The 22,194-nt window shown below is 71.3% G+C and carries 22 protein-coding genes; 9 read left to right on the top strand and 13 right to left on the bottom strand.

The features are described 5' to 3' along the window. Positions 1-28: 28 nt before the first annotated feature. The 3 genes from ACZ4WQ_RS46490 to ACZ4WQ_RS46480 form a co-directional block, all read right to left on the bottom strand. Entirely contained in the window at positions 29-1,225 is a 1,197-nt protein-coding gene (locus ACZ4WQ_RS46490) for a dipeptidase (protein WP_311729419.1), read from the bottom strand. 61 nt (positions 1,226-1,286) lie between these two features. Continuing rightward, on the bottom strand, positions 1,287-1,820 hold the full coding sequence (purE, locus tag ACZ4WQ_RS46485; protein ID WP_311729418.1) for a 5-(carboxyamino)imidazole ribonucleotide mutase: 534 nt from the start codon (positions 1,818-1,820) through the stop codon (positions 1,287-1,289). Then, positions 1,817-2,935: a 5-(carboxyamino)imidazole ribonucleotide synthase gene (locus ACZ4WQ_RS46480; RefSeq protein WP_385348559.1), complete on the bottom strand. Its 1,119-nt coding sequence runs from the start codon at positions 2,933-2,935 to the stop codon at positions 1,817-1,819. The genes purE and ACZ4WQ_RS46480 overlap by 4 nt, the downstream gene beginning before the upstream one ends. A 179-nt stretch (positions 2,936-3,114) precedes the next feature. On the opposite strand from ACZ4WQ_RS46480, the gene ACZ4WQ_RS46475 reads away from it, so the two are divergent. The 6 genes from ACZ4WQ_RS46475 (at position 3,115) to ACZ4WQ_RS46450 (ending at position 8,313) form a co-directional block, all read left to right on the top strand. After that, positions 3,115-4,671, top strand: coding sequence for a peptidoglycan-binding protein (locus ACZ4WQ_RS46475; RefSeq protein ID WP_398374489.1), 1,557 nt, complete (start codon positions 3,115-3,117; stop codon positions 4,669-4,671). A 2-nt stretch (positions 4,672-4,673) separates the two neighbouring features. Then, entirely contained in the window at positions 4,674-5,210 is a 537-nt protein-coding gene (locus ACZ4WQ_RS46470; protein ID WP_398374490.1) for a protease inhibitor I42 family protein, read from the top strand. A 117-nt stretch (positions 5,211-5,327) separates the two neighbouring features. Beyond that, complete coding sequence (locus ACZ4WQ_RS46465) at positions 5,328-5,693, top strand: hypothetical protein (RefSeq protein ID WP_311729414.1); 366 nt, start codon at positions 5,328-5,330, stop codon at positions 5,691-5,693. 14 nt (positions 5,694-5,707) lie between these two features. Beyond that, positions 5,708-7,309: a peptidoglycan-binding protein gene (locus ACZ4WQ_RS46460; protein WP_311729413.1), complete on the top strand. Its 1,602-nt coding sequence runs from the start codon at positions 5,708-5,710 to the stop codon at positions 7,307-7,309. Then, positions 7,306-7,704 carry a hypothetical protein gene (locus tag ACZ4WQ_RS46455; protein ID WP_311729412.1) on the top strand — a complete coding sequence of 133 codons (399 nt, stop codon included), beginning with the start codon at positions 7,306-7,308 and terminating at the stop codon, positions 7,702-7,704. Before ACZ4WQ_RS46460 ends, ACZ4WQ_RS46455 begins: the two co-directional genes overlap by 4 nt. Positions 7,705-7,803: 99 nt before the next feature. Further along, entirely contained in the window at positions 7,804-8,313 is a 510-nt protein-coding gene (locus ACZ4WQ_RS46450; RefSeq protein ID WP_311729411.1) for a GtrA family protein, read from the top strand. Here the strand turns inward: ACZ4WQ_RS46450 and ACZ4WQ_RS46445 are convergent, their stop codons facing one another. Then, positions 8,314-9,573, bottom strand: coding sequence for an ATP-binding protein (locus ACZ4WQ_RS46445; protein ID WP_311729410.1), 1,260 nt, complete (start codon positions 9,571-9,573; stop codon positions 8,314-8,316). Positions 9,574-9,613: 40 nt separating this feature from the next. Then, entirely contained in the window at positions 9,614-10,294 is a 681-nt protein-coding gene (locus ACZ4WQ_RS46440) for a response regulator transcription factor (RefSeq protein ID WP_014177112.1), read from the bottom strand. A gap of 311 nt (positions 10,295-10,605) precedes the next feature. Here ACZ4WQ_RS46440 and ACZ4WQ_RS46435 point away from each other — a divergent pair, with 311 nt between their 5' ends. Further along, positions 10,606-12,135 (top strand): peptide MFS transporter, encoded by a 1,530-nt coding sequence (locus tag ACZ4WQ_RS46435; protein ID WP_311729409.1) that lies wholly within the window; start codon positions 10,606-10,608, stop codon positions 12,133-12,135. A 68-nt stretch (positions 12,136-12,203) separates the two neighbouring features. Here ACZ4WQ_RS46435 and ACZ4WQ_RS46430 read toward each other — a convergent pair whose 3' ends face one another. From ACZ4WQ_RS46430 to ACZ4WQ_RS46405, 6 genes are all read right to left on the bottom strand, one after another. Continuing rightward, positions 12,204-13,577 (bottom strand): hypothetical protein, encoded by a 1,374-nt coding sequence (locus ACZ4WQ_RS46430; RefSeq protein WP_398374872.1) that lies wholly within the window; start codon positions 13,575-13,577, stop codon positions 12,204-12,206. Between the two features lie 14 nt (positions 13,578-13,591). Further along, a complete protein-coding gene (locus ACZ4WQ_RS46425) occupies positions 13,592-14,782 on the bottom strand; it encodes a neocarzinostatin apoprotein domain-containing protein (RefSeq protein ID WP_398374491.1) in 1,191 nt (396 codons plus the stop codon). Further along, the gene (locus ACZ4WQ_RS46420; protein WP_398374492.1) at positions 14,779-15,777 is read right to left on the bottom strand and encodes a hypothetical protein; all 999 of its coding nucleotides are present in this window, start codon (positions 15,775-15,777) and stop codon (positions 14,779-14,781) included. Before ACZ4WQ_RS46420 ends, ACZ4WQ_RS46425 begins: the two co-directional genes overlap by 4 nt. A 95-nt stretch (positions 15,778-15,872) precedes the next feature. Then, the gene (locus ACZ4WQ_RS46415; RefSeq protein WP_398374493.1) at positions 15,873-16,643 is read right to left on the bottom strand and encodes an LPXTG cell wall anchor domain-containing protein; all 771 of its coding nucleotides are present in this window, start codon (positions 16,641-16,643) and stop codon (positions 15,873-15,875) included. Positions 16,644-16,839: 196 nt separating this feature from the next. After that, positions 16,840-17,349, bottom strand: a complete 510-nt coding sequence (locus ACZ4WQ_RS46410) for an ATP-binding protein (RefSeq protein WP_311729405.1) — start codon at positions 17,347-17,349, stop codon at positions 16,840-16,842. A 194-nt stretch (positions 17,350-17,543) separates the two neighbouring features. Beyond that, positions 17,544-17,912 (bottom strand): STAS domain-containing protein, encoded by a 369-nt coding sequence (locus tag ACZ4WQ_RS46405; RefSeq protein WP_311729404.1) that lies wholly within the window; start codon positions 17,910-17,912, stop codon positions 17,544-17,546. Between the two features lie 249 nt (positions 17,913-18,161). Here ACZ4WQ_RS46405 and ACZ4WQ_RS46400 point away from each other — a divergent pair, with 249 nt between their 5' ends. After that, positions 18,162-19,127, top strand: a complete 966-nt coding sequence (locus tag ACZ4WQ_RS46400; protein WP_311729403.1) for an RNA polymerase sigma factor SigF — start codon at positions 18,162-18,164, stop codon at positions 19,125-19,127. A gap of 165 nt (positions 19,128-19,292) precedes the next feature. Here the strand turns inward: ACZ4WQ_RS46400 and ACZ4WQ_RS46395 are convergent, their stop codons facing one another. Next, entirely contained in the window at positions 19,293-19,922 is a 630-nt protein-coding gene (locus ACZ4WQ_RS46395) for a TetR/AcrR family transcriptional regulator (RefSeq protein ID WP_398374495.1), read from the bottom strand. Between the two features lie 117 nt (positions 19,923-20,039). Here ACZ4WQ_RS46395 and ACZ4WQ_RS46390 point away from each other — a divergent pair, with 117 nt between their 5' ends. Continuing rightward, positions 20,040-20,984: a zinc-binding dehydrogenase gene (locus ACZ4WQ_RS46390; protein WP_398374496.1), complete on the top strand. Its 945-nt coding sequence runs from the start codon at positions 20,040-20,042 to the stop codon at positions 20,982-20,984. A 10-nt stretch (positions 20,985-20,994) separates the two neighbouring features. On the opposite strand, the gene hutI is transcribed toward ACZ4WQ_RS46390, so the two are convergent. Continuing rightward, complete coding sequence (gene hutI, locus ACZ4WQ_RS46385) at positions 20,995-22,164, bottom strand: imidazolonepropionase (RefSeq protein ID WP_311729400.1); 1,170 nt, start codon at positions 22,162-22,164, stop codon at positions 20,995-20,997. Between the last annotated feature and the right edge of the window lie 30 nt (positions 22,165-22,194).

The following is a 22,194-nucleotide window of genomic DNA, read 5'->3' as shown; positions in this document are numbered from 1 at the left end:
TGAACCTCCACGGCCCGGCCGGGCGCCGTCAGGCGCCCGCCGCGTCCAGCTCGTCGATCGTCGCCAGCGAAGGGCCTCGGTGGGTGCCGAGGTCCCGGGCCACCGCCTCCGCGTCCCGTAGCACCCGCACCGCGTTGCGCCAGGTCAGCTTGGCCAGGTCCGCCTCGGACCAGCGGCGCTCCAGCAGCTCGGCGATCAGGTTCGGATAGCCCGCGACATCGGCGAGGTCCGAGGGGACGAAGGGCGTGCCGTCGTAGTCGCCGCCGATGCCGAGGTGGTCGATGCCCGCCACCTCGCGCATGTGGTCGAGGTGGTCGGCGACGGTGGCCGCGGTGGCCACCGGGCGGGGGTTGGCCTCCTCGTACGCCTGGTGGATCTTCATGGCCTCGGGCGTGGTCGCCACCGGGTCCAGGCCGTGGGCGCGCATGTTCTCCTCCGCCGCCCGCGTCCATGCCACGGCCTCGGGCAGCACGAACTTCGGGACGAAGGTGACCATCGCCACACCCCCGTTGGCGGGCAGCAGCGCGAGGACGTCGTCGGGGATGTTGCGCGGGTGGTCGCACACGGCGCGCGACGAGGAGTGCGAGAAGACGACGGGGGCGTCGGTCACCCGCAGCGCGTCCCGCATGGTGTCCGCCGAGACATGCGAGAGGTCGACGAGCATGCCGATCCGGTTCATCTCCCGGACGACCTCCTCGCCGAAGCGGGTGAGGCCGTGGGCGCTCGGCTCGTCGGTCGCGGAGTCCGCCCAGGGGATGTTGTCGTTGTGCGTGAGCGTCATATAGCGCACGCCGAGTTCGTACAGCGCGCGCAGCGTGGCGAGCGAGCAGTTGATGCTGTGGCCGCCCTCCGCGCCCATGAGCGAGGCGATCCGGCCTTCGGCCCGCGCCGCCTCCACGTCGTCGGCGGTGTGGGCGAGCCGCAGATCGGAGGCGTAGCGGTCGGCCAGCCGCCGCACCACGTCGATCTGTTCGAGGGTGGCGCTGACCGCCGCGTCGCCGCTCAGCCGCGAGGGGACGTAGACGGACCAGAACTGCGCGCCCACGCCGCCCGCCCGCAGCCGCGGGATGTCGGTGTGCAGGTGGGCGCGCTGGTCGAGGGCGATATCGCGCTGGTCGAGGTCGTAGCGGACCTGCTCGCGCAGGGCCCAGGGGAGGTCGTTGTGGCCGTCGACGACGGGGTGGGCGGCCAGCAGTGCACGGGCTTGCGCGAGTCGCTCGGTCATCCCTCCATCCTCTTACGCGGCCCGGTCCAAGTCACGGGGGCCACGTCGGACACGCGCCCCGCTACTTGCCGAAGCCGAAGGACTTCGCGCCGTCCACCTTGGCCCGCAGCCGCTTGCCCTTCTGCGTCGCCTGCTCGTTCAGCTCCTCCTGGAAGTCGCGCATCCGGGCGAGCAGTTCGGGGTCGTGGGCGGCCAGCATCCGGGCGGCCAGCAGCCCGGCGTTGCGGGCGCCGCCGACGGAGACGGTGGCCACGGGCACGCCCGCGGGCATCTGGACGATCGACAGCAGCGAGTCCATCCCGTCCAGGTACTTCAGCGGGACCGGCACGCCGATCACCGGCAGCGGGGTGACGGAGGCCAGCATGCCCGGGAGGTGGGCGGCGCCGCCGGCGCCCGCGATGATCGACTTGAGGCCGCGGGGCGCCGCGTTCTCGCCGTAGGTGACCATCTCGCGCGGCATGCGGTGGGCGGAGACCACGTCCACCTCGTACGGGATCTCGAACTCGTCGAGGGCCTTCGCCGCCTCCTCCATCACGGGCCAGTCGGAGTCGGAGCCCATGACGATGCCGACGACGGGGGCGCTGGGGCTGCTCATTCGGTAATGGTCCCTCGGAGGTAGTCGGCGGCGTGGCGGCCGCGCTCGCGCACGTCGGCCAGGTCGTCGCCGTAGGTGTTGACGTGGCCGACCTTGCGGCCGGGCTTCACATCCTTGCCGTACATATGGATCTTCAGGGCGGGGTCGCGGGCCATGCAGTGCAGATACGCGGTGTACATGTCGGGGAAGTCGCCGCCGAGCACATTGGTCATGACGGTCCAGGTGGCGCGCGGGCGCGGATCGCCGAGCGGCAGGTCGAGCACGGCGCGCACATGGTTGGCGAACTGGGAGGTGACGGCGCCGTCCTGGGTCCAGTGGCCGGAGTTGTGCGGGCGCATCGCCAGCTCGTTGACCAGCAGCCGCCCGTCCCGGGTCTCGAAGAGCTCGACCGCGAGATGGCCGACGACCCCGAGCTCTGCCGCGATCTTCAGCGCCATCTCCTGGGCCTGCCCGGACAGCTCGTCGGAGAGCCCGGGGGCCGGGGCGATCACGGTGTCGCAGACCCCGTTGACCTGGATCGACTCGACGACGGGGTAGGCGACGGCCTGGCCGTGCGGGGACCGTACGACATTGGCGGCCAGCTCGCGGGCGAAGTCGACCTTCTCCTCGGCGAGGACCGGCACCCCGGCGCGAAAGGGCTCTGCCGCCTCGGCCGCGTCCCGGACGACCCACACGCCCTTGCCGTCGTAACCGCCGCGCACCGTCTTGAGGACGACCGGGAAGCCGTCACCCTCCTCGGCGAACCGCTCGACGTCGGCGGGGTCGGCCACGATGCGATGGCGGGGGCAGGGCACCCCGGCGGCGCGCAGCCGCTCCCGCATGACGCCCTTGTCCTGGGCGTGCAGCAGCGCCTCGACGCCGGGGCGGATGACGACGCCGTCCGCCTCCAGTGCGCGCAGATGCTCGGCCGGGACATGTTCGTGATCGAAGGTGACCACATCACAGCCTTGTGCGAACGCACGAAGGGTCTCCAGGTCGCGGTAGTCGCCCACCACGACGTCGCTGACCACCTGGGCCGCCGAGTCCTGGCGGGTGTCACTGAGCAGCTTGAACCTGATACCGAGGGGGATGCCCGCCTCGTGGGTCATACGGGCGAGCTGGCCGCCGCCGACCATGCCGACTACCGGGAATGTCACGCCCCCAAGGGTAGCTTCCCGGCCAGGCGGGCCCCGGGGCGCGTATCCGGGGCCCCGGGGGGCTGCCTCGGCGGATCTATTGGATGTTCCTCCACGACGTTATGATCTCCGTGCATTCGACATGGACCTGCCGAGCAGGTCCTACGGGGGGAAGCCGAATGACGACGGGCAGACTGCGAGAGAAGTTCACCGACAACCAGGACGGCCTCAACAAGCTGCACAAGCGCGTCCAGGCCATCCAGGTGGACCCCGATTCCTTCGACGACCCGATGAGGGCGCGCAACGACCTGGCCGACGCGATCACCGAGGCGCGGGAATTCTCGGCCCCCTACGGCAGCCCGGACCACATCGACGGCGTCGCGGGGCGCTACCGGCAGGCCGCCGCCATCGTGGACAGGGCTCAGGGCGATGTGAAGAAGGTCGCCAAGGAGGGGCTGCCCGCCGTGTGGGTGGGCACCGCGGGGGCGAAGGCGAGCGAGGTCGTGGGCGCCGCCTCGTACTCCGCCGATCAGATGGCCCAGAAGTTCGAGGAGGCCGTCCCCGTGCTGCGGGCCCTGTCCGAGGGCATCCGCGAGGCCCAGTCGAAGCACGACTTCGGGGTCAGTGCGCTCAACGCGGCGGCGTCGATCCTGAACAACGGCGGCCTCCTCATGCCGGCCGACGAGCTGCGCCGGGCGAAGACGGCCGTCCTCGACGGCGTCTCGTATATGAGCGAGGCCGCCGGCCGTGCCAAGGCGGCCGGCGTCGAGGCCCAGAAGGCGCTCACCAAGCTGGCGTCCGAGGCCCGCGCCCGCAAGGTCACCGCCGACGGGCTCACCGACGCCGACCGGCTCGTCCTCGCCGACGCCGCGGCCCCCGGCGGGCCCGCCGATCTCAACGAGATCCTCACCGCCAACGAGCTGAAGCGGTCCTCCGAGTTCATGGACAAGATGAACGCACACGACAAGGCGGAGTTCGACCGGCTGCTGTCCGCCGCCAAGTCCCCGCAGGAGCGGGCGTATCTGATGAAGGCCCTGGCCGCGGGGCACGATGTGCGGGAGATCGACCGCTTCGCCCAGCAGATCCACGGCCGGTCCCCGCAGTGGCTGAGCGACCGTCTCACCCCTGTCGTCATCCAGAGCACCGAATCCGGCACCAACTATGTGAACTACCAGGGCGCCAAGTGGGACCAGGGTCCGGACGGGACCTGTGTCGCCTCGTCCACCGTCAACGCACGGGCGATGATCGACCCCCTGTACGCCCTCCGCCTCACGACCGGCGGCCACCCCGACGACCCCGCGTACGACAACCCCACCGCGTTCGCCGACCGCCTCAAGCAGGAGCAGAACCGCGTCCACGCGGAGGGCGGCGGCGATCCCCTGCCCGACGGCGGCATGAACCCCTACGGCCAGCAGCACGTCAACGACGTCGAGGTGGGCGGCCACACCGGCGCCAACTACGCCGAGCGGAAGCTGGACAACACCGCGGAGCGCCAGGCGTCCCTGGCCGAGATCGAACGGAACGTCGACGACGGCGTGCCCGTCCCGGTCGACGTCAAGGGCTACTCCGGCAAACACGCGATGATGATCGTCGGGCACGAGGGCGACCGACTCCAGGTCTACAACCCATGGGGCACCACCACCTGGATCAGCGAGGACGACTTCGTCAACAACAGGATGGGCTACACGACCAACGGTCATTACCCGACCGCCTACTCCGTCTACCTACCGAAGTGATCATGAGCCCCTTCGCCCGTCGCACCTCCGCCCTGCTCCTGACCGGCATCGCGCTCTGCGCCGCGGGCTGCCAGGACACGGCCACGCCCAGCGAGCACGCCAAGCCGACCTCGGCCTCGTCCTCCCCCACCTCCTCCCCCTCGCCATCCGCCGACCCCGAGCCCACCGGTCTCGGCACCGTCCACCAGGACCCGGCCTACTCCAAGGACCTGGACCGCACCGAGGGCCCGATCACCGTCAAGAGCGGCGAGCGGTTCTCGATCGCCATGCGGCAGAACATCTCCGCGCGCGCCGACTGGAGCCTGGCCGAGCCCGGCCCGTCCGCGGCGGTGCTGCGCAAGGCCGGCGAGAGTTCGTACCAGACCGCCCGCGAGAAGGAACTGGTCGGCGGGGGCTCCACCAAGTACTTCACCTTCGAGGCAGTGAAGGCCGGACAGACCCGGATCGTCCTCGCCAACTCCTTCGGCACGGACAAGTCCGCAGGTGGCTACTCCCCCACCCTTCCCCGCACCGTCACCTACCAGGTGACCGTGCGCTGATCCGGCGCCCCGGGAGCGACGCATGTGACCTGCCCGTCCAGGTCTCAGGCACGATGGTTAGGATTCGGCCGTATTTGACGCGGACCCGCCGCGTCCATTTCCTCGGGGGAGGCATTGATGGGGCAGGACAAGGACCTCGGCATCCAACACGGCGGCGCGCTCAGCCAGGGGGAGCGCCTGGGGCTCGCCGCCGATGACATCAAGGCGGCCAAGGAGCTGCTGGAGAAGGGTGACGAGGGCGGGCTCCCCGGATTCGGCGGATTGCTCGAACTGCCCTCCTCCCTGATGCACTTCGGCGAGTACGGGGCCGCGCCCGCCTTCAACGACTTCTCCGACGCCTGGATCGCCGAGTGCAAGACCCTTGAGGGCGCGGTGCGCGAGCTCCAGAAGAAGATCGGCGTCAGTTCGAGGGCGTATCGCGGAACCGACCTCGCCAGAAAGAGCGAGTTCAGCGCCATCGACCGCTTCTCGCAGAACCCCTGAGAGGCGCAGCGCACATGGCCGGGCACGACAAAACGCAGCACAAGTCGCAGGATCAGACCAAGCAGCAGAAGCTGGACGCGCTGCACAAGCACGTGAAGTCCCTGAAGTTCGAGGACACGGGCTTCGCGGCGATCGGGTTCTGCTCGGATCTGTCCGACGCGATCGGCAAGGCACGGGACACTCCCGTGCCCTTCGGTGACCCGGACCACATCGACGGCGTCGCGGCGAGCTACACACGGGCCGCGGAGCTCTTGGAGTCAGCGCAGGGCGACCTGGGAAAGGTGGCGAAGGCCGGACTGCCCGCGGTGTGGGTGGGCACGGCCGGGGAGAAGGCGAGCGAGGTCGTGGGCGCCGCCTCGCGCACCACCGACGAGACGGCCGAAAAGCTCCGGGAGGCCGTGCCGGTGCTGCGGCAGCTGGCCATCGACATCGGGGCGGCGCAGGCGACGGACGAGTACGCGCGCGTCGCGCTGGACTACGGGAAGTCGCTGTGCGGCATGTTCAGCGATCGCGAACAGCTCCTGGAAGCCAAGAAGGCCACCCTCGACGGCATCACGTACCTGATGGAGGCGGACGACCGGGCCAAGGAGGGCGGAAAGAAGGCGGCGGACAAGCTCAACAAGCTGGCCGCACAGGCCCGGACCCGGAAGGTCACCGCCGGCGGCCTCACCGACGCGGACCGGCTGGTCATCGCCGACGCGGCCGATCCGGGCGGCCCCGCGGACCTCAACGAGATCCTCAGCGCCAACGAACTCAAGCGCTCCGCGCAGTTCAGGGACAAGATGAGCGCGCAGGACCAGGCCGAGTTCGACCGGCTGATCTCCCGCGCCAAGTCCCCGCAGGAGAGCGCGTATCTGATGAAGGCCCTGGCCGCCGGGTACGACATCAAGACGCTGCGGTCCTTCGGCGAGGACATCCAGGGCCGGGACGCGACCTGGCTGCGCGAACACCTCGCGCCGTTCCACACCAGCGGGGACACCAGGGTCGGCGTCGACTCGGCGTCCGAGTTCGACGTCCCCGGTTCGAAGGGGGCGGTGTGGATGCAGCCCGACAAGAGCGGGACCTGCGTGGCCTCGTCCACCGTCACCGCCCGCGCCCTGGTCGACCCCGTCTACACGCTGCGGCTGACCACCGGCGGGCACCCCGGCGACCCGGCGTACGACAGCCCCGCCGCGTTCAAGAAGCGGCTGCTCGACGAGCAGACCCGGGTCCACAAGGAGGGCGACGGCGGTCCCCTCCCCGACGGGGGCATGGACCTCATCGGCAAGAACAAGGTCATCAACGACGAGATCGCGCCGCACACTGGCTCCTCCTACGAGCAGCGCGAAGTGCGCACCGCGGACTCCCGGCGCGCGGCCCTGCCGCTGATCGAGCAGGCGGTGGACGAGGGCAAGCCCGTCCCGATCGGCGTCCAGGGGTTCGACACCGTCGACGGGGAGCGGGTCCCGGTGGGGCACGCGATGATGATCGTGGGCCATGAGGGCGACAAGCTGGAGGTCTACAACCCCTGGGGGTTCACCACCTGGATCAGCGAGGACGACTTCATCAACAACCACATGGACAAGGCCTCGGACAAACGCCTGCCGGACGCCTACGAATACAGTCTGCCGAAGTGACCAGCACCATGACACACCAGAACATGTCCGACGAGGAGCTGCTCGCCCTCGACGTCCCCCTGATGATCCGCTACGGGCTGATGTTCGGCGGCGCCCACCGCACCGCGCTCTTCGGGGACGGGGCGATCGCCGCCGCGCTCGGGGCGGAGCGGCTGGGGGTGCTGCCGCGGTCGGTCGCCTACCTCGGGGAGGTGGTGCGGCGCGGGGGCACCCGGATGGCCTCCGAACTGCCCGAGCCGCTCCCCGGGGGCGAGGCGGGCGCCTTGGCGCGCGACTGGCTGGGGGCGGCCGTGCCGCTGGCGAAGGGCGTGGCGGAGGACGAGACGGTGGCGCGGTGGCTGGAAGCGGTGGCCGCGGTGCTGGAGCTGCGGGTACGGACCCGCGGCGACCGATGAGAAAGGGCCGGTTCGGGGGCACCGGCAGGCGGGCGCCCCGCCCGCTGGTTAGCATGGGGCGATGTTGTCGATGCGATCGGACGGGGCTGAGAAGTCGCCATGAGTGAACAGCGCATGTTCGGCAGGCTGCGCGCACGAGTGGATCAACTCACCCATGAGATCCTCAAGTTCGGAGCCGTCGGCGGGGCCGGCGTCCTCGTCAACCTCGGCGTCTTCAACCTGATCAGCCATGTCACCGAGCTGCCCACGGTGCGGGCCAGCATCGCGGCGACCATCGTCGCCATCGTCTTCAACTACGTCGGGTTCCGGTACTTCACCTACCGGGACCGCGACAAGCAGGGGCGCACCAAGGAACTCACCCTCTTTCTGCTGTTCAGCGCGGTCGGCCTGATCATCGAGAACGGCGTGCTCTACACGGCCACGTACGGGTTCGGCTGGGACAGCCAGCTCCAGAACAACGTGTTCAAGTTCCTCGGCATCGGCATCGCCACGCTCTTCCGGTTCTGGTCCTACCGCACCTGGGTGTTCCGCGCGCTGCCCGCCAAGGAGGCGGTGGAGACGGCCGAGTCCTTCCTCTCCGAGGCGCCCGACCGGACGGTCAGGAAGTAGTCAGGAAGCGGCGCCCTCGCGCCCGGCGTCGCCCTCGCGGCTCAGGAAGAGCGCGAAGACCGGCGGGTGCTGCTGGAGCAGCTCCAGACGGCCGCCGTCCGCCTCCGCGAGGTCGCGGGCGACGGCGAGCCCAAGACCCGTGGAGTTGCGCCCGCTGACCGTGCGCTCGAAGACCCGCGCGCCCAGGTCGGGCGGCACGCCGGGCCCCTCGTCGGACACCTCGACCACCGCCTGGTTGCCGGTCACGCGGGTGCGGAGCGCGACCGTGCCGTCACCGTGCATCAGCGAGTTCTCGATCAGCGTGGCCAGCACCTGGGCGACGGCCCCCGGGGTGCCTACCGCCCGCAGCCCCTTCTTCCCGGAGCGCACGATGGCGCGGCCCTCGCTGCGCGAGGCCGGGCGCCACTCCTCGATCTGCTGCTTGACCACCTCGTCCAGGTCGAAGGCGACCGCGGAGCCGGTCCGCGGGTCCCGCGAATTGGTCAGCAGCCGCTGGACGACGTCAGTGAGCCGCTCCACCTGGGCCAGCGCGATCTGGGCCTCCTCCTTGACCGTCTCCGGGTCGTCGGTGAGCGTGATCTCCTCCAGCCGCATGGACAGCGCGGTCAGCGGCGTACGCAGCTGGTGCGAGGCGTCGGCGGCCAGCCGGCGCTCGGCGGTGAGCATCCGGGCGATCCGCTCGGCGCTCGAGTCGAGCACATCGGCGACCCGGTCCAGCTCCGGCACCCCATAGCGCCGGTGGCGGGGGCGCGGGTCCCCCGAGCCCAGCCGCTCGGCGGTCTCGGCGAGGTCGGTGAGCGGGGCGGAGAGCCGGTGGGCCTGCCGTACGGCGAGGAAGACGGCGGCGAGCACGGCGAGCAACGCCACCGCCAGGATGATCAGCATGGTGCGGCCGATCTCCTGGCTGACGGTCGAGCGCGACGCCTCGACCAGCACCGTCTCGCCCTGTTCGCCCTTCTCCTTGGCGGAGATGACGCTGCCGGTCGGGCGCCGGCCGATCTCCACCACATCGTGGCCCGGGATCCTGATCAGGGCGTAGCGGCCCGGCTCGATCTGCTCCCGCAGCACCGTGGGGGTCACCCCCTCGCCGCCCAGCAGTCTGCTGTCGACGATGCTGACCAGACGCACCGCGTCCGATTCGACGCTCTCCTGGGCGCTGTCCTCGATGGTCCGGGTCTCCACGATGACCAGGGAAAGACCGAAGACGGCGATGACGACGAGCACCACGGCGAGCGTGGAATTGATCAAACGACGGCGCATAGCCCTACCGTGTCACGCTGGGGATGTCTCTCGGCTTTGCTCAGCTTTTCTCGAATCGGAACCCGACCCCGCGCACGGTGGCGATGTACCGGGGGTTGGCCGCGTCGTCGCCGAGCTTCTTGCGCAGCCAGGAGATGTGCATGTCGAGGGTCTTGGTGGACGACCACCAGGTGGTGTCCCACACCTCGCGCATCAGCTGGTCGCGGGTGACGACCCGCCCCGCGTCCCGGACCAGGACCCGCAGCAGATCGAATTCCTTGGCGGTCAGCTGGAGCTCCTCGTCACCCATCCAGGCGCGGTGCGACTCGACGTCGATGCGCACCCCGTGGGTGGCCGGCTGCTGCGCCTGCGTCTCCACGGCACCGCGCCGCAGCAGGGCCCGCACCCGGGCCAGCAGCTCGGCGAGGCGGAACGGCTTGGTGACATAGTCGTCGGCGCCGGCGTCGAGGCCGACCACCGTGTCCACCTCGTCCGCGCGCGCGGTGAGCACCAGGACGGGGAAGCCGTGGCCCTCCGTACGCAGACGGCGGCAGACCTCCAGGCCGTCCATGCCCGGCAGGCCCAGGTCGAGGACGAGCAGGTCGACGCCTCCTTGCAGCCCGGCGTCGAGCGCGGTCGGTCCGTCCTCCCGCACCTCGACCTCGTATCCTTCGCGGCGCAGGGCGCGGGCGAGCGGCTCCGAGATGGACGCGTCATCCTCGGCGAGCAGTACTCGGGTCATGGGGTGATGGTAGTCCGACCAGGTTCGCGCACGGGGCGCGCACGGGACTACGGCCGAAGCACAAAAGGTTGCACACGGCACGCGTGAGCTATCTCTCAATACGGTCATTGTCGTGCATGGCGTGTCGTATGGTGACACGGAGTCCGTAGCAACTTTTCGGGACCTTTGGCCGTAAACGCAGCGCCGAAGGTCCTCGTCGTGTACGGGGCCGCAGCCATCTGCTCTGCCGGTCCGACACACGGCCGCCACCCCCCACCGGGCACGCCCTCGTGCGGCACCCCGCCCGGGCATGAGCACATCAAGGAACCACCATGGCGTCCAGCCAGACGAAGGGCGCGGCCAGGCAGGGAACCCCTGCCGACGGCGGCAAGACCTTCTTCGGCCACCCCCGCGGCCTGGCCACTCTCTTCATGACCGAGATGTGGGAGCGCTTCAGCTTCTACGGCATGCGGGCCCTGCTGGTCCTCTACCTGATCGCCGGGGGCCCGGACGCCAAGGCCGGCAGCCAGGGCGGCGGCCTGGAGCTGACGCAGGGCAACGCGGTGGCCATCTACTCGGTGTACCTGGCCATGGTCTATCTGCTCGCGATGCCGGGCGGCTGGTTCGGCGACCGCGTCTGGGGCCCGCGCAAGACGGTCGCCGTCGCGGCGGGCATCATCATGGCCGGCCACCTGGCGCTCGCCGTGCCCGGCCAGGCGACGTTCTTCGCCGGTCTGGCGCTGGTCGCCCTGGGCTCGGGGCTGCTGAAGGCCAACATCTCCACGATGGTCGGCCACCTCTACGACGGCCCGTCCGACCCGCGCCGGGACGGCGGCTTCACGATCTTCTACATGGGCATCAACCTCGGTGCCTTCGCCGCCCCGCTGGTGATCGGCACCATCGGCCAGCAGTACAGCTGGCACCTGGGCTTCGCGCTCGCCGCGGTGGGCATGGGGCTCGGCCTGATCCAGTTCCTGGTCGGCACCCGCCATCTGAGCCCGCGCAGCAGCGTGGTGCCGACCCCGCTGGCGGTCGCCGAGCGCAACGCCTGGCTGCGCAAGGGCCTGATCTGGCTGGCCGTCGCGGCGGTCTTCTACACCGTGGTGGTGGCCACCGGCCACTGGACGCTCAACTGGGCGCTGGTGCCGATCACCATCCTGGGTCTGATCATCCCCACCGGGGTGCTGGTCCGCATCAAGCGCGACAAGGAGCTCACACCGGTCGAGCAGACCAAGGTCAGCGGCTACATCTGGTTCTTCGTGGCCGCGGCCGTCTTCTGGATGATCTACGACCAGGGCGGCTCGACGATGTCCGCCTTCGGCGAGACCAAGACCGCCGACACGATCTTCGGCCTGCACTTCCCGTCGTCCTGGTTCCAGTCGGTGAACCCGCTGATGGTGATGGCGCTGGCGCCGGTCTTCGCCTGGGCCTGGCTGGCCCTGGCGCGGCGCAGCCGGGAGCCGGGCACCATGGCGAAGTTCGCCCTGGCCCTGCTGCTGATCGGCGCGTCCTTCTTCGTCTTCATGGTCCCGATGGGGATGGCCTCGGACGGTGCGAAGGTCAGCCCGATGTGGCTGGTGTCGATCTATCTGATCCAGACCATGGGCGAGCTGTGCCTGTCGCCCGTGGGGCTCTCGGTGACCACCAAGATGGCGCCCGCGAAGTACGCGAGCCAGATGATGGGCGTGTGGTTCCTGGCCGTCACCGCCGGCGACTGCGTCACGGGCCTGCTGTCCATCGCTGGGGTCGACCTGAGCGGCGTGGGGATCATCGCGCTGGAGGCGGCGGCGGCCGCGGCGGCCGGTGTCGCGATCTATCTCTCGCGCAAGAAGGTCGTGCGACTGATGGCCGACGTCCACTGAGACGCCGTGGATGAGTGAGGGGCCCGGCGCGGGTGATCGCGCCGGGCCCCTCGCGTACGCGCCGTGCGTCAGCGTGTGCCGCGCAGTCTGCGCCAGGGGGTCAGGGTGAAGACGGCGGCGCCGAGCAGGATGGCCGTGCCGGCCACCAGCCCGAGGGCCTTGAGGCCGCCGTGGTCGCTCGCCCCGGTCTCGGCAAGCCCGCCGCTGGTGGAGGTGCCACCGCCGGACGTGGAGCCGCTGGTACCGCTGGTGCCGCTGCCGCTGGAACCGCTGTCGCCGCCCGAGGTGCCGCCCGGCTGGGCCGTGGTGTCCAGCTCGAGCGAGGCCTGGGTGCCACTGGCGGGGGTGCAGACGGTCTTCGTACCGAGCGCGTTGACCGTGAGCACCCCGGGGGTGAGCGTCGACTTGCCGCTCCCGCCGGGCTTGTAGCTGCCGGTGAGGTCGGGGATCTCGATCGGGGCGCCTGCTTTGATGGCCTCCTTGTTGGTCGGGCCCTCCACCGCGACCGTGCCCTTGTCCGCGCCGCCGACCTTGACGGCCATCGACGGCTTGACCGAGTCCGCGGGGATGTCGACCGGGCTGTCCATGACGGACTTGCCGAACTTGACGGTCAGGTCGAAGCTGCCGCTCTTCTTGACGGCGTCGATGCGGACCGGGGAGGTGGCGTTCTTGTCGCCGATGGGGGTCTTGCAGGCGTAGGCGACCTGGACCTCCTTGCCGGTGTACGAGTCGCCGCCACCGCCGCCGCCCGTGGTGGTGCCGCCGGTGGTGTTACCGCCCGTGGTGTTACCACCTGTTGTGGTGCCCCCGGTGGTGTTCCCACCCGTCGTGGTGCCGCCCGTGGTGGTGCCGCCGGTCGTGGTGCCGCCTGTTGTGTTACCGCCGGTGGTCGAGCCGCCCGTCGTGGTGGAGCCGCCGTCCGTCACCTTGATGGTGGCCGCGGCCTTGACCGCCTCCTTCGCCGAACACGCGGTGTCCGTGGACAGCGGCTTGCTGATGTTGATGTTGTACGCGCCCGGGGTCAGTGTCACCTCCCCCGCCTTCGTCAGTTTGAGCGTGCCCTTCATGTCGGACAGCTTCATCACGCTGTCCTTGGGGATCACCGGGTTCTCCCGCGGCCCCTCCATGGCCAGCGCGCCCGTCTGCGCGCCACCCACCGTGAGGGTGCCGGTCGGCTTGACGGTGTTCTCCTCGATGTCGAGGATCGGCAGGTTCTTGGAGGCGGCCTGCACCGTCTTCCAGACCACCTCGACCTCGTCGCCGACCTTCGCCGTCGCCGGGGCCTGCACCTCCACCGTCGTGGTGCCCTCCACCGGAGGCAGGCCGGAGATCGGCGGCGGCAGACACTCGGTCGCGTACGAGACCTCGGCCGCCCGTGCGGTGCCCGCGCCCATCAGCACGCCCGCACCGCCGAGCAGCAGCGCGACCGCTGCCGCGCCCACTCTTCGTTGCGTACTCACGTCGTTCCTTTCGGGGTCGGTCGGTTCTCCTGGGACGGTGCGGAAAGTTGTCGCTCTGTTCGCTCTGTTCGCTCTGTGCCTTTCGGCTGAGGCAGTGAGCTGCCCGGCAGGGTGTCCGGGGTGAACCAGGGCAGCGCGCCGCCACCCTCGCTCTCCGCCGGGGCCGGGGACCTGGACGGCGGCCGGCGGGTGCGCCGGTTACGCAGCGGCCACCGCCGTACCGGGCGGCGGCGGCCACCGCGCCCGCTGACCACCGCCGTACGCGGGCGCACCTTGTCCACGACGGCCATGCCGATGCGGAAGACCGCCGCCGGGACCACCACGCACAGCAGGATCCAGAAGAGCGTGACGCCCCACGGCCGCCCCACCGTCCACTCCTGCTCGACCAGCACCTTCCCGCCGTACCTGAGCGACACCTGATAGTCGCCGTGCGCGCCCGCCGACAGCTCGACGGGGAGCTCGACCTGTGCCTTCTTCCCGGCCGCTAGGGTCCCCCGCCACTGCTGCTCCTCCCAGGAGGGAGCGAACACGCCGTGCGAGGTGCCCACCTGGAAGACCGGGTCGCGGGCCGGGGTGGAGCCGAGGTTGGCGACGGTGACCACCAGACGCCGCTGCGGTGGCGCGCCGAACCAGGTGAGCAGCCCGCTCGAACCGTCGAGCCGCGCGGACAGCGCCCGCAGCCGCTCGCCCCCGGTCCCCTCCCGCTCCGGCAGCGGCTCGACCGGATGCCCCGCGACGCGGAACGTCACATCCACGGTGGCGGCTTCGCCGGTGACGGTCGCCACATGGATGACGCAGGGGCACGGCTCGGGCGGCTCGGCGACCGGCAGCTTCTTGCTGAAGGCGCCCTGAGCATCGGTGGTGACCGCTCTGCCGTCGGAATTGGCGCAGGAGTTGGTGCCGCCGATCATGTTCTGTCCGCAGATGAGCATCATGAGCAGTGCGCGGGGCCGCCACCCCCGGCCGCTCACGGTGACCGAACCCCCCGCGCCCGCCTCCTCCTTCGACACCGTCGCGGTCGGTCCGTCGGCCGCGAAGGCCCGGACCTGCGGCGGCGCGCCGAGCGCCAGCACGACGAGCGCGAGCACGGCCAACAGCGCGGCGAGCGGGCGGTGTCCGCGGGGGGCCGCGCCGGGGGGCCTCGGCGCCGGGCGCGGGGTCGGCTGGATGTCCGTACGGCCTGTCACGTCCTCGCTCCTGACGCCGTGCCTGTCGGTTCCCGTGTCTCCCGCGCGGGTTCCACGGGCGCGCCGCCCTCCGCGCCGCCGTCCGCGCCGCCGTCCGTGGGGCCTGTCCCGGGGACGCCGGGCGGGCGGTGACGGCCACGCCGCCGCAGCAGCAGCCACGCGCTCCCGCCCCCGGCCGCGCCGAGACCCACGGCCGCCGCCCCGGCCACGACGCCCCGGGGCACGGCGGTGTAGTCGGCGGAGGCGGAGGCGTGGGCGCCGCCCGCCGCGGTGACGGTGAGGGTGACGTCCACCGAGTCGAGGGCGGGCGCGCCCGGCCACTTCTCGGTGAGCCGCACCCGGCGGCCCGGCGCCAGTCGGACGGGCAGCGTGCGGGCGTCCCGGCGCAGCACCTCGCCCAACAGCCCGTCGGCGCGGACCGCCAGCCGGGGCGTCAGCACGGTGTTGCCGCGGTTGACGAGCGCGTAGTGGATGGCGGCGCCGCCGTCCGCCTTGACCACCTTCATGTCCTCGACGGAGAGCGCCGCCAGCGTCCGCCCGCCGACCCGCAGATACACCGGTACCCGCACCTCGTGGCCGCCGCCGGAGACGACGATGGCGCCGGGGTGGTCGCCGGGCGGCGTCTCGGGCGGGACGGTGAGGGTGAAGGGGACGTCGGCGCGGGTGCGGGCCGGGACCGTGACCCGCTTGGCGGCGAGCGCGATCCACGCGCCGTCGGAAGCGGCGTCCGCGGCGCGGAGTTGGACGGTACGGGGCCGCTTGCCGTGGTTGACGACCGAGAGCCGGTCCCGGAGCGCGCTGCCCGGCCCGCCCTCCAGATAGAAGTACGGCCGGTCGTCGGCGCCCGGCCCGCCCGCGCCGCCGGCCGCGGGGCGCGCGGACCAGTCCGGCCCGGCGGCCGTGGCGGGCGCGGTGAGCGGCGCGGCGGCGAGCAGGGCGGTGGCGAGGGCGGGCACGGCGGCGACCGTCCACGCTGCGCGGATACGAGACGGCATCGGCGGCTCCTTGAGTGCTGGTGCTGGTGCTCGTGCTCGTGCCTGACCGCGGGGCGGCGGCGGGCCCGGCCCGGCCCGGTGTCCGGCCGGCGCCCCTACGCGCGGCGCGTGCGCCCGCGTCGGGTCAGCCAGAGCGTTCCGGCCGCTCCGGCGAGAACCACCGTGGCGCCGAGCGTGCCGAGGGCGAGCGCGGAGTCCGCCGGTCCGGTCTGCGGAAGGCTGCCGCCGGAGGAGCTCTGCGCACCGCTGGTGCCGCCGGTGCCGCTGGTTCCGGATCCGCCCGTACCGCCTGTGCCGCCCGTGCCGCCGTCCGTACTGCCGCTCGTGCCGCCCGAGCCGCCCGCGCCCGTGACGTCCAGGGTCAGCGAGGGCCCCGGGCTGTTGCCCGGCGTGCAGGTCGTGGTGGTGCCCAGCGCCTTGATGGTGAGGGTGGAGGCGGTGAAGGTGACCTTCCCGTTCTTCTTCGGGGTGTAGTCGCCCGTCAAGTCGGTGATTTTGATCGGGGTGTTGGCGGGGATGGCCTCGGCGTTGGGGGGCCCGGCGACCTTGAGCGTCCCACTCTCCGCGCCGCCGAGCTTGATGAGCGCGCTCGGGTGCATGGCCCCCTTGCCCAGCTCGACGGGGCTGGAGGAGACGCCCTTCTGGAAGGACATGGTGAGCTTGTACGCGCTGCCGCTCTTCACGGCCTTGATGTCGATGGGCGACACGGCGCTCTTGTCACCGATCGGCGTCTGGCACTTGTAGTTGACGTCCACGGTGACGGCCCGCGCGGCCGGGGCGGTGAGGAGTACCGCCGAGCCGGCCACGGCCGCGGTGAGTGCGAGGGCTGCGCCACGGCCGGCGGGGTGGCGTTGTGTGTGGGACACCTCGAGATCCCCTCTCGTCAAGTGCCGCAGCCGAATGTTACTGACGACACATCAGATCGGGCGCTGACAGTACGCCGGGGACCTTATGGAGGGAAGACAAAGTACGCGCCGGTTCGACGCGAAGCGGGTGAAGATGTGGAAACCAGGGCCTGCGCGGGCCCGCGCAGGCCGCCGGGCAGGGAGGGGACCCCAGTCGTCAGGAGGGAGCGGCGAGTTCGGCCCAGACCGTCTTGCCGGCGCCGTCGGGGTTCCGTACGACCCCCCAGTCGAGGCAGAGCCGCTGCACGATAAACATGCCGTGTCCGCCGGGGCGGCCCGCGCGGTGCGGGGTGCGGGGGGCGGGGGTGCCCGAGCCGAGGTCCACCACTTCGAGCCGCAGCACCTTCGCCGAGCAGCTGACGCGCAGCTCCTCGGGCCCGTCGGCGTGCAAACAGGCGTTGGTGACGAGTTCGGAGACGACGAGCAGGACGTCCTCGGCGGCGGCCCGCTGATCGGCCGTCACCGCCGGGAGCCAGCCCCAGTCGCGCAGCGCCTCGCGAGTGAAGTCGCGAGCGCGCGGCACCGCGCCGCTGGCCCCGATCAGGTGGAGCCTGCGGGTCTGGCGGATGGGCCCGACGGGTGGGGTCGCCGTCGGGGTGGCCGAAGCAGCGGGGCCGTCCGGCTCCGGGCCACGGTCGCCCGGCGGGTACGGCCGGGTGGTGCTCATCAGCGGCTTCACCTCACCGATTCACCGATTCAGGGACAAGGAATACCTGATCTTTTCAACAGTTTCAGCCTGTCTCCTGCCCGACGAAAGCGTGAGAACACCCACTTCCTCCGAACGTCTCGTGTGACGCGGACTACGCATCCATGACGTGTCGGAGATGCCCCCGGGAAACACGGAAACAGGAAGAGCCCGCGCTACTCGACGAGCGCCGCGTCCAGGGAGTCGTGCACCGTGAAGACGGCCTCCGCCCCCGTGATCTCGAACACGCGCGCCACGACCGGCCGCATGGCCACCAGATGGACCGCGCCGCCCTCCGCCTCGGCCTTCAGGCGGGCGCCGAGGAGGACATTGAGCCCGGTGGAATCGCAGAACTCCAGCCTGGAACAGTCCACGACCAGCCGCGCATGCCCCTCCTCCACGCAGGCCTCGAGCGGTTCTCGCAACGCCTCGGCGGTGTGGTGATCCAGCTCACCCGCCGGTGTCACGACCGCGCTCGCCCCGTGGTGCCGAACCTCGACCCGTAGTCGGCCCTTGCTTGCGCTGCCGACCATCTGGCGGTCCATGTGCGCACCTCTTCTGGCGTCTCGTTGCTTTCGATTGCGCGTGTCGAACATTACGCCTTCTCCACGGCCTCCGGTACCCGAACAATCCACATACTTCGCCAAACACGGACAAGTTGGACTTGCCACTTGCAGGTGAATCCGGGTAGGCGTAGAGAGACACACCCGCCACGGCCGGCTTTGGAGGCGCCGCAAACCGCAGCAGTCGTAATGGCATCGGCAGCCATATGCCGAGAATGAGGGAGGAGACTTATGTCACCCCGGCTCGACGAATCGCGCACCGATTCCTCTGTGACCACTCGGACCACTCAGGACACTCGGCTCACCGCCTCGTCGACACCCCCGCCGCAACAGTTCACTTCCGGCCCGGATGGCCCTACGGTCACCGGTCTTTCTTTCGAGGATCTGCCCGAACTGGCCGATCTACCCGAGATCCCGCCGTATGAAACGGTAGGGCCGGTAGACGCGCGGGCGCTGTCCAAGACCCTCTTCGAGCGGCTCGAAATCCTCGAAGAAGGCACGCACGAATACGCGTACGTCCGCAACACCCTGGTCGAGCTCAACCTGGCCCTGGTCAAGTTCGCCGCCTCCCGCTTCCGCTCGCGCAGCGAGCCCATGGAGGACATCGTCCAGGTCGGGACCATCGGCCTCATCAAGGCCATCGACCGCTTCCAGCTCAGCCGCGGCGTCGAGTTCCCCACCTTCGCCATGCCGACCATCATCGGCGAGATCAAGCGCTTCTTCCGGGACACCAGTTGGTCGGTGCGGGTCCCCAGGCGGCTTCAGGAGCTGCGGCTCGACCTGGCCAAGGCCGGCGACGAACTGGCCCAGCGACTGGACCGCGCCCCGACCGCCGCCGAGTTGGCCGAGCGGCTGGACATCACCACCGCCGAGGTCATCGAGGGCATGGCCGCGAGCAACGCGTACACCGCGAGTTCGCTGGACGCCCAGCCGGAAGAGGACGACACCGAGGGCGCGCTCGCGGACCGCATCGGCTATGAGGATCACGGCCTTGAGGGCATCGAATACGTCGAATCCCTCAAACCCCTCATCGCGGATCTCTCGCCGCGCGACCGGAAGATTCTCTCCCTGCGCTTCGTGGCGAATATGACGCAATCGGAGATCGGTGATGAGCTGGGCATCTCCCAGATGCATGTCTCCCGGCTGCTGTCGCGCACACTCGTCCGGCTCCGCAGAGGCCTGATGATCGAGGAGTAGCGCTCACCGCAGACGGATAAGGGCCCGCCCCCAGGCCTGGGACGGGCCCTTATCCGCGCCCGCGTGTCCCTCCCCCGCGGCCATTCCCCGCACGCATTCCCCACATCGAATACATCGGCCGAAAAACCTGGCATTTCCGGGACATGACTCCCCGTCCGCCGCGCGTCAGCCCCGGGTGGAGTCGGTGATCAGGCCGGCGACTCCCGGAAGCGCGTTCAGCGCCTCGCGCGTCCGCGCCCGCAGCTCGTCGCGGCCCGGCTCGCCCGGGGCCCGCGCCCACTCCTTGAGCGCGCTGCGCCACGCCGCCAGCATCAGCTCGAGCAGCAGCCGCACCCGCAACTCGTCGGTCGCCGAGTCGGGCCGGCGGCGTGCGACGGAGCGCACGAGGGCGTCGGTGACGTCCGCGCAGTGTCCGAGGCTGTGCGCGGTCAGCGCCGGGGTGCGGTCGGCGAGTGCGCGGCTGACGCGGAAGCGGCGCTCCCAGCCGTCCGCCATGTCCGCCACGGCGGCGAAGAGCGTGTCCTCGAGCGCCGTCAGCAGCGGGCCGGTCAGCGGCTGCGCCTCGATGCGCGCGCCGTACGCGGCCCACAGCTCCTTCTCGGGCGCGAGCGCGACGTCCTCTTTGGAGGCGAACGTACGGAAGAACGTGCGCTTGGACACCTCCACCGCGCCCACCAGCTCATCGAGCGTGACCGCGCAGAACCCCTTCTCCGAGAAGAGCGCCAGGGCGGTCTCGACCAGGGCCTCGCGGGTGCGCAGCTTCTTGCGCTCGCGCAGCGGCAGTTCGTTCACCACGCCCGGCAGCCTACCGCCCGGCGCCTCCCCGGGTCTTTTGCCACTTGTAGGCTTATGCCACTGAGTGGCACTATGGGATTCCTTGATCAGCAGCATCTGTGAACCGCGGAGGCGGACGTGCGCGCACTGACGATCGACCATGCGGCCCCCGGGCATCTGTCCCTGGCCGAAGTCCCGGACCCCGAGCCCGCGCCCCACCAGGCGCTGGTGCGGGTCGAGGCGTTCTCGCTCAACTACGGCGAGGTCTCCCACGTCCTGCCCGGCGGCGAGGACGGGGCCGTGCCCGGCTGGGACGCGGCGGGCGTGGTGGTCCGGGCGGCGGCGGACGGCTCCGGGCCGACCGCCGGCACGCCCGTGGTCTCCCTCGGCGCCGACGGAGCCTGGGCCGAGCTGCGCGCGGTGGACACCGGCCTGCTCGCCGCCGTCCCGCCCGGCACCGACCCCGGGGCGGTCAGCACGCTGCCGGTGGCCGCGGGCTCCGCGCTGCGCGCGCTGCGCCGCCTCGGGCCGATCCTGGGCCGGCGGGTGCTGGTGACGGGCGCGGGCGGCGGGGTCGGGCGCTTCGCCGTACAGCTGGCGGCCCGGGGCGGCGCGCACGTCGTCGCGGCCACCTCGGATCCGTCGAAGGAGGCCGAGCTGCGCGCGCTGGGGGCGCACGAGGTCATCGTGAGCGCCGGAGAACCGGCCGCGGTGAAGCCGGCCGAGCCGGTGCACGGCGTGATCGACCTGGTCGGCGGCGCGGCGCTGGTCGCCGCGTACGCGACCCTGGCCCCGCACGGGACGCTGATCGCCCTGGGGCACAACGGCGGCGACGGCGAGAGCTTCCCGTACGGGGCCTTCTTCGGCAACGAAGGACACAACCGGTCCATCACCACGTACTTCCTGCTGGACGACGTGGACGGGCTGGCCGAGGACCTGTCGTGGCTGGCCGGGCTCGTGGCGAGCGGCGAGCTTGACCCGCAGATCGCCTGGCGGGGCGACTGGTCGCGAGCCACCGAGGCGGCCGAGGCGCTGCTCGGCCGCCGGGTGCGCGGTAAGGCGGTCCTGGAGGTGCCGGCGTAGGGAACGTCCGTCAGACCAGCGTGCCGCCGTGCCAGGCCGCCGCGACGAGAGGGACGCCGGGGCGGTAGGCGAGGTGGACGTGCGAGGGGGCGTCCAGCAGGACCAGATCGGCGCGGAGGCCGACGGCGACCCGGCCGACGTCGGTACGGCGCAGGGCCCGCGCCCCGCCGGCCGTGGCCGCCCAGACCGCCTCGTCCGGGGTCATCCGCATCTCACGGACGGCCAGCGCGACGCAGAAGGACATGGAGCTGGTGAAGGACGAGCCCGGGTTGCAGTCGGGCGAGAGCGCCACGGTCACGCCCGCGTCCAGCAGCCGGCGCGCGTCGGGGTACGGCGAGCGGGTGGAGAACTCCGCGCCCGGCAGCAGCGTGGCGACCGTGTCGCCCTGGGCCAGGGCGTCGACATCGGCGTCGGAGAGGTGGGTGCAGTGGTCGGCGGAGGCGGCACCCAGCTCGACGGCCAGCTGGACGCCGGGGCCCTGGGTCAGCTGGTTGGCGTGCACACGCGGGGTCAGCCCCCGCCGCGCTCCGGCGGTGAGGATCGTACGCGCCTGGTCGCCGTCGAAGGCGCCCCGCTCGCAGAACACGTCGATCCAGCGGGCGCGCGGGGCGCAGAGGTCCAGCATCGGGCCGGTGACCAGATCCACGTACGCGGCGGCGTCGTCGGCGAACTCGGGCGGCACGACATGGGCGCCCAGATAGGTGACCTCGTCGGTGTAGGCGGAGGCGACCTCCAGCGAGCGGGCCTCGTCCTGGGAGGTCAGGCCGTAGCCGGACTTGATCTCCAGGGTCGTGGTGCCCTGGCGGCGCGCCTCGCGGACGTAGTGCGCCACATTCGCGTCCAGGTCCTGGTCGGAGGCGGCGCGGGTGGCGGCCACCGTGGTGCGGATGCCGCCCGCGCTGTACGGGCGGCCGGACATCCGGGCGTTGAACTCCTCCGTCCGGTCGCCCGCGAAGACGAGGTGGGAGTGGGAGTCCACGAAGCCGGGGAGCAGCGCCCGGCCGCCGGCGTCGACCTGATTGTCGGTGGCGGGTGCTTTGCTCGAGTCACCGATCCAGGCGATGCGGTCGTCCTCCATCACGACGGCCGCGTCCCGGATCAGACCGAGGGGGCCTTCGCCGAGGGAGGGGTCGTTGGTGACGAGGGTGGAGATGTCGATGATGGCGGTCGCGGTCGTCATCGCGGGCGTTCTCCTTCATCTGGCCGGTCA

The sequence above is a fragment of the Streptomyces sp. NPDC028305 genome (assembly GCF_055569495.1).
Note: the sequence above shows the minus strand (reverse complement) of the source record. Positions and strands in the feature narration are given on the sequence as shown.